Source organism: Sphingomonas mangrovi (assembly GCF_047975845.1).
Classification (GTDB): Bacteria; Pseudomonadota; Alphaproteobacteria; order Sphingomonadales; family Sphingomonadaceae; genus Sphingomonas.
On record NZ_JBIUCZ010000013.1, the window covers coordinates 84,382 to 93,658 of the forward strand.

A 9,277-nucleotide genomic window follows, 5' to 3' on the forward strand; every position below is an offset into this window, starting at 1 on the left:
CCCAAGGTTGGCGAAAGCGGCTACCGTCAGCAATACGGAGCCCAAAGGTAGCGCCACCTAAGGTCCGCCGCCCCCCCCCAACCTCCCCGTTGACCTCGCCCGCCCAGCCGCCCAAGGCACCGGTCATGCGCTTCTTTTCCGACAATGCCGCCGCCGCCTGCCCGCAGGTGATCGACGCGATCCTCGCCGCCAACCAGGTCGACACCGCCTATGACGGCGACGTGCTCAGCCAGGCGCTCGACGGGCGGATGTCGGAGCTGTTCGGGACCGACGTCGCCGCGCTGTGGGTGCCGTCGGGAACCGCCGCCAACTGCCTCGCGCTCGCCGCGCTGTGCCCGCCGCACGGCGCGGTCGTCTGCCACGCGGACGCGCACATCCAGAACGACGAGGGCGGTGCGCCGGAATTCTACACCCACGGCAGCAAGCTGCTGCTGGTCGAGGGGCCGGGCGCCAAGATCACGCCCGATGCGCTGACCGCCCGGCTCGATCGCATCGTCGACGGCGTCCACTGGGTCCAGCCGCACGCGGTGTCGATCACCAATGCCACCGAATACGGCCTCGCCTACACCCCCGACGAGGTGGCGGCGATCGGCGCGATCACCCGCGCGCGCGGCCTGGGCCTGCACATGGACGGCGCGCGCTTCGCCAATGCGGTCGCGCATCTCGGCTGCACGCCCGCCGAAGTCACCTGGCAGGCCGGCGTCGATGCGCTGAGCTTCGGCTTCATCAAGAACGGCGGCATGAGCGCCGAGGCGCTGGTGTTCTTCAAGCCCGAGCTCGCCGCCGTGACCAAATACCGCCGCAAGCGCGCCGGACTGCTGGCGTCGAAGGGCCGCTTCCTCGCCGCGCAGATCCTGGCGATGCTCGACGACAGCCTGTGGCTCGCCAACGCGCGCGCCGCCAACGCCGGCGCGGCGCTGCTCGCGCGCGCGGCCGGCGACCGCCTCGTCCACCCGGTCCAGGCGAACGAGGTGTTCCTGCGCGCCACGCCGGCTGAAGCCGCGTCGCTGCGCGGGCTCGACTTCGACTTCTACGACTGGGCGGCAGGCGAGATCCGCCTCGTCACCGCGTGGGACCAGACCGAGGACCAGATCCGCCCGCTCGCCGACGCGATCGCGACGCTGTGACCACGCCCGTCCCCGCCGGCGAGACGCCGCGCTCGGCGACGCTCGCGGTCCTCGGGCCGTTCGCGATCGTCACGCTGATCTGGGGATCGACGTGGATCGTGATCCGCGACCAGCTGGGCGTGGTACCGCCGACCTGGTCGGTCGCCTATCGCTTCATCGCAGGCGGCATCGCGATGCTGGTGTGGGCGTTGCTGCGGCGCGATTCGATGCGGCTCGACGCGCGCGGCTGGGGCTTCGCGGCGGCGCTGGCGCTCACCCAGTTCTGCCTCAACTTCAACTTCGTCTATCGCGCCGAACAGTTCGTAACATCCGGTCTCGTCGCGGTCGTCTATGCGCTGCTGATCGTCCCCAATGCGACGCTGGCGCGCATCTTTCTCGGCCAGCGGATGGGGCGGCAGCTGCTGGTCGGATCGGGGATCGCGATGACGGGCGTCGCGCTGCTGTTCGTGCACGAGCTGCGCCGCGCGACCGGCGACAGCGACACGGTGCTGCTCGGCATGGGGATCACCTTCGCCGGCGTGCTGTGCGCCTCGGTCGCCAACGTCATGCAGGCGACGCCGACTGCCAAGCGCTACCCGATGGCGCCGGTGCTCGGCTACGGCATGCTGATCGGCGCGGCGATGGATGCCGCGTTCGCCAGCGCCACCGTCGGCGCACCGGTGTTCGACTGGCGCTGGGCCTATGTCGCGGGCATCCTCTATCTCGCGATCTTCGGCTCGGCGATCGCCTTCGCGCTCTACTTCGGCCTCATCCGCGCGATCGGCCCGGCCAAGGCCGCCTACAACGGCGTCGTCGTGCCCGTCATCGCGATGCTGCTGTCGACGCTGTTCGAGGGCTATCGCTGGTCGTGGCTCGCCGGCGCCGGCGCGGTGCTGGTGCTCGCCGGGCTCGTCATCGCGTTGAGGGCACGCAGGCCGAACCGGTAGTCGGGGTAGCGCGGTCGCCAGCCGAGCACGCGCTTGGCCCGCCCGTTCGCCACCCGCCGGTTCTCGGCATAGAAGCCCTGCGCCATCGGCGACAGGCTCTCGACCGGCACCCGCGGCGGCGGCGCCCTGCCGAGCAACCGCGCGGCATAGGCGACGACGTCGTTCTGGCTCGCCGGCAGGTCGTCGGCGAGGTTGTACGCCCCCGCCGGCCCGTCGAGTGCGGCGACGATGCCCGCCGCGATGTCCTCGACATGCACCCGGCTGAAGACATGCGCGCGCCCCTCGACCCGGTGCGCGGTGCCGGCGCGCAGCCGGTCGAGCGGCGATCGGCCGGGCCCGTAGATGCCCGGCAGCCGCAGCACCCGCGCGCCCCGTGCCAGCCACGCCCGGTCCGCTGCCACCCGCGCCGGCCGCCGCCCGCCCAGGGAGGCGCCCTCGTCGACCCAGCCGCCGTCGGCATCGCCGTAGACGCCGGTCGACGACAGATAGCCGAGCCAGCAGCCGCGCGCCGCCAGTGCGTCGCCATAGGCGTCCAGCACCGGATCGGCGTCGTCGGCAGGCGGCACGCTGGAGAGCACCGCGTCGGCCTGGCCGATCTCGAACCGCAGGCGATCGGCGTCGGCGAAGGCGATCGTCCCCGCGCGCCCGTCGCGGCTGGTGCCCGCGATGCGCCAGCCGTGCGCCGCCAGCCGATCGGCGGCGACCCCGGCGGCATAGCCCAGGCCGAAGATCAGCAACCGCATGCTAGGCTCGATCCCCATCCCACCACGAACACCCCATCTACTCCGTTCGTCTCGAGAGGTCGGCGCGCGCGGCTCTCTCGATACGGGCTCTCGACAAGCTCGATCCCTACTCGAGACGAACGGGAAGAAGGTTGCTGCACCCTAGTTCGCCATCGGCCCGTGGTAGAGCGTCCCGAAATAGTCGCCCTTGTTCCAGCGCGGGCGGTCCGGCGCGTCGGCGAGCGCGCGGGCGATGCCGCGGTTCACGTCGACGAAATCCTCCGCCGCCTTCCAGTCGATCGGCAAGTCGATCTCGTCCGAGGGCTGGTGGTAGTTGTTGTCGAGGAACGCCTTGGTCGCCGCCGCGCCCGGCCCGCCCGGCCCCGGGTTGAGCGAGACGGAGGGCACGCCCTGCCGCACGAAGCTGTAGTGGTCGGTGCGGACGAAATCGGCCTCTTCGGGCGCGGGGTCGGGCACCAGCGCGAAGCCGCGCGCCTTGGCCGCGGCCGCCACCGCCGGGCCGATGCTCGACCGATCGGCGCCGAACGCGACCAGATCGACGAAGCGATAGGTCAGGATCGGCATGTCGAGGTTCACGTTGGCGACCACCGCGTCCTTCGGCACCGTCGGATGCGTGGCGAAATAGTCGGAGCCGATCAGCCCCTTCTCCTCGGCGGTGACGGCGACGAACAACAGGCTGCGCTTGGGACGCGTCTCCGCGGCGCCGAACGCCTTGGCGACCTCCAGCATCGACGCGATGCCGATCGCATTGTCGAGCGCGCCGTTGTTGATCGCGTCGCCGTCGACCGGCTTGGTCACGCCGATGTGGTCGAGGTGCGCGGAGAGCACGACCACCTCGCTCGCGAGCGTCGGGTCGGAGCCGCGCAGCATGCCGACGACGTTGGCGCTCGGCGCCGCCTCGACGGTGAAGCGCTGCCGGGTGGCGAGCGTCGCGGCGAGCGGCCCGGTCGGCAGCTTCCTGCCGGCCTCGTCGGCGGCACGCACGGCGCGCCAGCGGATCTTCGATCCCGCGAACAGTTTCTCGGCGCCGGCGAAGCTCACCACCCCCAGCGTCGGCGCGCCGCTGTCGCGCGGCTTGCCCTGTGCATCCGCCCACGTGACCGCACGCGTGTCCCAGCCCTGCGCCATCGCTGCGAACGGATAGACCTGATGGATCTGGCTGGTTTCGATCACCACCACGCCCACCGCGCCATGCGCCTTGGCGACGCGCGCCCGGTCCAGCCGGTTGCTCAGGTGCGCGGCGATCTCGCTGTTGAGCCCCTTGGGCCCGCTGTAGAGGATCGCGACGACCTTGCCGCGGACGTCGAGCCCGCGATAATCGTCGCGGCCGGTCGCCGCGTCGACGATGCCGTAGCCGGCGAACACCACCGGGGCGGACACGTCGACCGCCGCGGCGCCGGGCGCGGCGCGCAGCGTCCAATCGGTGCCGAACGCCATCGGCACGGGCTTGCCCGCGACGGTCAGCGCCATCGTCGGCTCGCCCGCGGGCTTGGCGACCACCAGCGGCACCGGCTGGAACCAGCTGCCGTCGATGCCGCCCGGCGTAAGCCCCGCCGCCAGCATCCGGCTGGCGACATATTCCGCGGCCACGTCATAGTCCGGCGTGCCGGCTTCGCGCCCGCGCAGCGCGTCGGAGGCGAGGAAGGCGACATGCGCCTTGAGCGCGGCCTGCTGCGGCGGCAGCGGCGCGGTCTGCGCGGCAGGGGCGCCAGGTGCGGGCGCGGCTTTCGCAAGCGCGGGCTGCGCAGCGACCAGGGACAGCAACGGCAGGCAGAACAGCAGCGGACGCATCGGCGACTTTCCAGGAAAAGAGCGGGATTTCCGCTTGCTACCACCGCCGGAGCATCGGGTCACGGGGACGGATTGTCCCAGCCGTCAATCGCTTTCCGTTCCCCGGCGAAGGCCGGGGTCCAGTTGGGAGAAGGGTGGTGGGACGCACCGACCCTCGCAACCATTGCCGCACCTGGGCCCCGGCCTTCGCCGGGGAACAACAGGGGTAGAAGCGGTTGCGTCCGGAGGCCGCCTGCCTTTTCGTCATGCTGACGAAAGTCAGCATCCAGACACGCCACACTGGCGGCTCCAGGCGGAGCGGCAATGGATCCTGACTTCCGTCAGGATGACGGCGGTGGTTCGGTCCCTCAGGCCGGCTCGATCAGCCGCACCGCCTGCGCCCTTGCCTCGTCGGTGATCTCGGCACCCGACAGCATCCGCGCGATCTCCTCGCGGCGCTCGTCGGGATCGAGCGGGGTCACGCCGGTGCGCGTCACCACCCCGTCGCTGCGCTTGGCGATCAGCAGGTGGCGACGGCCGCGCGCGGCGACCTGCGGGCTGTGCGTCACCACCAGCACCTGGGTCCGCTCGGCCAGCCGCGCGAGCCGATCGCCGATCGCCGACGCCACCGCCCCGCCGACGCCGCGATCGATCTCGTCGAACACCATCGTCCCCGCCCCGCCCTCTTCGGCGAGCGCGACCTTGAGCGCCAGGATGAAGCGCGACAGTTCGCCGCCGCTGGCGATCTTGATGAGCGGCGCGAACGGCGTGCCGGGGTTGGTCGCGATCTCGAACTCGACGCGGTCCTTGCCCGCCGCCGACCATTGCTCGGACCCCAGCGGCGCCACCACGGTGCGGAAGCGCGCCGCCTCCAGCTTCAGCGGCGCGAGTTCGCCCGCCACCGCGCGGTCAAGCGAGTCCGCGGCCGTGCTGCGCCGCGCGGTCAGCGCGTCGGCCGCCGCGTCATAGGCGGTGCGCGCCTGCGCGACCGCCCCCTCCAGCTGCGCGATCCCCTCCTCGCCCGATTCGAGCCGGCGCAGCCGCGTGCGCAGCTCGTCGGCGAGCTCGGCGAGCTCGTCCGGGCGGACGCGATGCTTGCGCGCGACGCCCCGCAGCTCGAACAGCCGCGCCTCGTCCTCTTCCTGCGCGCGCGGGTCGAAGGCGAGCGCGGCGCGCGCCTCGCGCAGCCGGTCCTCGGCCACCGCGCCCTCGATCACCGCGCGATCGACCGCCGCCAGCGCCTCGGCAAGCGCGGGATGGTCGTCCCCCAGCCGCTCCAGCACCCGCGCCGCCTGGCGCAGCTGCGCCAGCCCGCCGCCCGATCCCTCGAGCAGCGTCTCGACCGCACGCAGGTCGTCCGACGCCTTTTCGGCGCGCTGCATCAGCCGCCGGCGGTCGGCGAGCGTCTCTTCCTCGCCCGGCTCCGGCGCCAGCGCATCGAGCTCGGCGACGGCATGTTCCAGCCACTCGCGGTCGCGCGCGGCGCTCTCGATCTCGGCCTGCGCCTCCGCCAGTGCCGCCTCGGCATCGCGCCACGCGCGATAGGCGGTCGCGGCGTCGCGGCTGTCGATCCGCGCGAAGACATCGAGCAGCGCCCGGTGCCCGCGCGGGTTGAGCAGGCCGCGGTCGTCGTGCTGGCCGTGGACCTCGACCAGATATTGCCCCAGCTCGCGCAGCAGCGCCGCCGAGGCCGGTTGGTCGTTGACGAAGCCGCGGCTGCCGCCGTCGCGCTTGACGAGGCGGCGCACGATCAGCGGCTCGCCGGGTTCGAGGTCGAGGCCGTTCTCCTCGATCAGCGCGGCGAGCGGCGTGTCGGCGGCGGGTGCGTCGAAGCTGGCGGTCACCACCGCCTGGGTCGCGCCGTCGCGCACCAGCCCGGTGTCGCCGCGCGCGCCGAGCGCCAGCCCCAGCGCGTCGAGCAGGATCGACTTGCCCGCCCCCGTTTCGCCGGTGAGCACGCCCAGGCCGGCGCCGAACTCCAGGTCCAGCGCCTCGATCAGCACCACGTCGCGGATCGACAGCGCCGTCAGCATCGACCCGCCCTCATGCGCCAGAGGCCGTGGATGCGCGCCTCAGGCGCCCGTGGCGGCTGCGGTCTGGGGCGCATGCTCCTGCATCAGCTTGTAGGCACGCTCGTACCATTCGGTACCGGGATAGTTGGTGCCGAGGACGGCCGCGGCCTTGCGCGCCTCCTCCGGCACGCCCAGCGCCAGATAGGTCTCGGTCAGGCGCATCAGCGCCTCGGGCGCGTGCGGCGTGGTCTGATACTCGTCGACGACTCGGCGGAAGCGCATCGACGCCGACAGCCACTGTCCGCGCTGCTCGTAGAAGCGGCCGACCTCCATCTCCTTCCCGGCGAGGTGGTCGCGCACCAGATCCATCTTCAGCCGCGCATCGGCGGCATAGTTGGACTGCGGATAGCGGCGGATCAGTTCGCCCAGCGCGGTCATCGCCTGGTCGGTGATCTTCTGGTCGCGGGTGACGTCGGCGATCTGCTCGTAGTAGCTGATGGCGATCAGATAATAGGCGTAGGGCGCTTCCTGGTTGCCCGGGTGCACCGACAGGAAGCGCTGCGAACCGGCGATCGCCTTCGCATAGTCCTTGTCGAGATAGTAGCTGAACGCGCCCATCACCTGCGCGCGGCGCGCCCACACCGAATAGGGGTGCTGGCGCTCGACCTCGTCGAACAGCCCGGCGGCGAGCTTGTATTGGCCGCGGTCGAGGCGTTGCTTCGCCGCGGTGTAGAGCGTGCCCACGTCGCGCGCGACATAGGGCGTGTCGACGGAACTGCCCCCGCTGCGCGCGCAGCCGGAAAGGGTTGCCGCTCCAGCGGCGAACAGGGCCAGCGTGCTTGCACGGAACAGGGACATACGCATGGCCTCGCGTCTAGCCGCTTAGGGGTGGCGCGAACAATAGCTTTCGCGCAACGTTGCAACGATCGGACACGCGACGGCTTCGTCGTGCGCCGCAACCCAGAATGGAGACGCCACTTGCCCGCGACGATGCTCGAAACCCACCGCGTCGAGAAGCCCTGGGGTCGTACCGACCTGTGGCCCGGCTTCCCCGATCCCGCCCCCGGCGACGATCCGGTGGGCGAGGTGTGGTTCAAGACGCCGGGCGATTCGACGCCCGACCTGCTCGTGAAGTATCTCTTCACCAGCGAGAAGCTGTCGGTGCAGGTCCATCCCGACGACCGGCAGGCGCAGGCGCGCGGCCTGCCGCGCGGCAAGGACGAGTGCTGGACGATCCTGGCCGCCGAACCCGATTCGACGATCGCGCTCGGCACGCTCGAACCGATGACCCACGACGAGCTGCGCGCCGCGGCCGAAGACGGGTCGATCGAGCACAAGCTCGACTGGAAGCCGGTCAAGGCCGGCGACTTCTTCTACTCGGCGTCGGGTACGGTGCACGCGATCGGCGCGGGCATCACGCTGATCGAGATCCAGCAGAACTCCGAGACGACCTACCGCCTTTACGACTACGGCCGCCCGCGCGAGCTGCACCTGGACGACGGCGTCGCCGTGTCGGCCGCGGTGCCCTTCGTCGCCCCGTCCGCACCCGGCAAGGTCGCGGAAGACCGCACCATCCTGGTCGAAGGCCCCAAGTTCGTGCTCGAACGCTGGCCGGCCGGCAGCCGCACCGTGACGCTGCCCGAAGGGACGAAAGGTTGGCTGGTGCCGGTGACGGGCAGCGGCACCGCCGACGACACCGTGTTCAAGGCGGGCGAATGCCTGACGCTGACCGGCACCACCCGGATCGAGGCATCGGACGACGCCGACCTGCTGTTCGCCTATTCGGGCGACCGCCGCATCGACGGCTGAGCGCACCCGGCACCCGCCCGCGCGCGCCGGGCGGGCGCTGGCCGGTGCATGAACGCACGGTAGTTTTGCGTTCACGCAACCGGCCGGCGCGGCGCGCCGTTCTCCACCCGACTAATCTAAGTGGAGACTGTCATGCGTATTCCCCTGATCGCCGGCATGATGGCGGCGCTGGTCCTTCCCGCCGTCCCGACCGCAGCCTCCGCCGCGGCGCCGGCGGCGCAGGAATGGCGCCGCGACGATCACCGCAACGATCGCCGGGACAACCGCCGCTGGAACGACCGTCGCGACGACCATCGTCGGGACGACCGCCGCCGGACGGTGCGCAACGGGCGCGACTGGCACCAGTATCGCAACTACGACCACAATCGCTACGAGCGCGGCCAGAGCCGCTATTACGCCGACCGCTATTATCGCGACGGTCGCTACTATCAGTCGCGCTATTTGGGCCGGAACGACCGCGTCTATCGCGGCAACAACGGCCGCTACTACTGCCGCCGTTCCGACGGGACGACCGGTCTGATCGTCGGCGGGCTGGCCGGCGGCGTGCTCGGCAACATCCTCACCAACGGCGATTCGCAGCTGCTGGGCACGCTGATCGGCGGTGCGGGCGGCGCACTGCTCGGCCGCTCGGTCGACCGTCGCGAGGTGACCTGCCGCTAAAGGAGAGTTGCGGTGTCCCGGCGCAAGCCGGGGCACGGTTGCAAAGGGTGTGCAACGCTCTCCCCGCGTCATCCTGACGAAGGTCAGGATCCATTGCCGCTCCGCTTGCGCCTCGATCGTTGCGCATATGGATGCCCCGAGTTCACAAACGAAGTGCAACACCAGGTTGAGGTGTTGCGATGGGAACCAGGTACCGACAGCTCTCGTATGCGGAACGGTGTGCGATTGCC

8 protein-coding genes are annotated in these 9,277 nt (G+C 71.2%); 4 read left to right on the forward strand and 4 right to left on the reverse strand.

From position 1 onward, the window contains the following. The first annotated feature begins 125 nt into the window (after nt 1-125). Both ACBY01_RS08690 and ACBY01_RS08695 read left to right on the forward strand, forming a co-directional pair. A complete protein-coding gene (locus ACBY01_RS08690) occupies nt 126-1,127 on the forward strand; it encodes a threonine aldolase family protein (protein ID WP_416460408.1) in 1,002 nt (333 codons plus the stop codon). Continuing rightward, a complete protein-coding gene (locus ACBY01_RS08695; RefSeq protein ID WP_416460409.1) occupies nt 1,124-2,053 on the forward strand; it encodes a DMT family transporter in 930 nt (309 codons plus the stop codon). Before ACBY01_RS08690 ends, ACBY01_RS08695 begins: the two co-directional genes overlap by 4 nt. Here ACBY01_RS08695 and ACBY01_RS08700 read toward each other — a convergent pair. From ACBY01_RS08700 to ACBY01_RS08715, 4 genes are all read right to left on the reverse strand, one after another. Then, nucleotides 1,963-2,796 (reverse strand): Rossmann-fold NAD(P)-binding domain-containing protein, encoded by an 834-nt coding sequence (locus ACBY01_RS08700; RefSeq protein WP_416460410.1) that lies wholly within the window; start codon nt 2,794-2,796, stop codon nt 1,963-1,965. The two genes, ACBY01_RS08695 and ACBY01_RS08700, sit on opposite strands and share 91 nt — an antisense overlap. A 141-nt stretch (nt 2,797-2,937) precedes the next feature. Beyond that, on the reverse strand, nt 2,938-4,587 hold the full coding sequence (locus tag ACBY01_RS08705) for a M28 family metallopeptidase (RefSeq protein WP_416460411.1): 1,650 nt from the start codon (nt 4,585-4,587) through the stop codon (nt 2,938-2,940). A 347-nt stretch (nt 4,588-4,934) separates the two neighbouring features. Further along, a complete protein-coding gene (gene recN / locus ACBY01_RS08710) occupies nt 4,935-6,599 on the reverse strand; it encodes a DNA repair protein RecN (RefSeq protein WP_416460412.1) in 1,665 nt (554 codons plus the stop codon). A gap of 39 nt (nt 6,600-6,638) precedes the next feature. Next, a complete protein-coding gene (locus ACBY01_RS08715; RefSeq protein WP_416460413.1) occupies nt 6,639-7,442 on the reverse strand; it encodes an outer membrane protein assembly factor BamD in 804 nt (267 codons plus the stop codon). A gap of 114 nt (nt 7,443-7,556) precedes the next feature. On the opposite strand from ACBY01_RS08715, the gene ACBY01_RS08720 reads away from it, so the two are divergent. Then, nucleotides 7,557-8,387 (forward strand): class I mannose-6-phosphate isomerase, encoded by an 831-nt coding sequence (locus ACBY01_RS08720; RefSeq protein WP_416460414.1) that lies wholly within the window; start codon nt 7,557-7,559, stop codon nt 8,385-8,387. 132 nt (nt 8,388-8,519) lie between these two features. Next, nucleotides 8,520-9,047, forward strand: a complete 528-nt coding sequence (locus ACBY01_RS08725) for a glycine zipper 2TM domain-containing protein (protein ID WP_416460415.1) — start codon at nt 8,520-8,522, stop codon at nt 9,045-9,047. Nucleotides 9,048-9,277: the final 230 nt, after the last annotated feature.